The following is a 466-nucleotide window of genomic DNA, read 5'->3' as shown; positions in this document are numbered from 1 at the left end:
AAAGGTTACCGTCCACAGTTCTACTTCCGTACAACTGACGTAACAGGCAGCATTGAGCTACCAGAAGGCGTAGAAATGGTAATGCCAGGCGACAACGTGAAGATGGTTGTAGACCTGATTGCACCAATCGCGATGGACGAAGGTCTACGCTTCGCTATCCGTGAAGGTGGCCGTACTGTAGGTGCTGGTGTTGTAGCTAAGATCATCGCTTAATCGCGTTAATCTTGCCGCGCAATGCTGCATCGAAAAAGGGAAGCTTCGGCTTCCCTTTTTCATTTTTGGTTATAAGTCATCTTAGGCTTATATCTTCTTTTGGTTTTATCCCGCTCATAATCAAAACAACACATTAGCCTCGACCAAATGACCAGAGCGTTGGCGCTGCACTTTCAGTTGAGCATTTCTCTGTCTCATCGCCATTTTCTTATAACAATCCGATCTGAGCAAAATAGTAAACGCAGTAGAAATA

At 45.1% G+C, this 466-nt stretch carries 1 pseudogene; it reads left to right on the top strand.

The features are described from left to right. Positions 1-213: pseudogene (gene tuf, locus AB4Y36_RS40460) on the top strand (elongation factor Tu); the annotation flags it as partial. Between the last annotated feature and the right edge of the window lie 253 nt (positions 214-466).

Origin of the sequence: Paraburkholderia sp. BR10936 (assembly GCF_040965735.1) — a bacterium.
Taxonomy (GTDB): Bacteria; Pseudomonadota; Gammaproteobacteria; order Burkholderiales; family Burkholderiaceae; genus Paraburkholderia; species Paraburkholderia nodosa_A.
The sequence above is the reverse complement of the archived record's forward strand: the minus strand, read 5'-3'. Positions and strand labels throughout refer to the sequence as shown.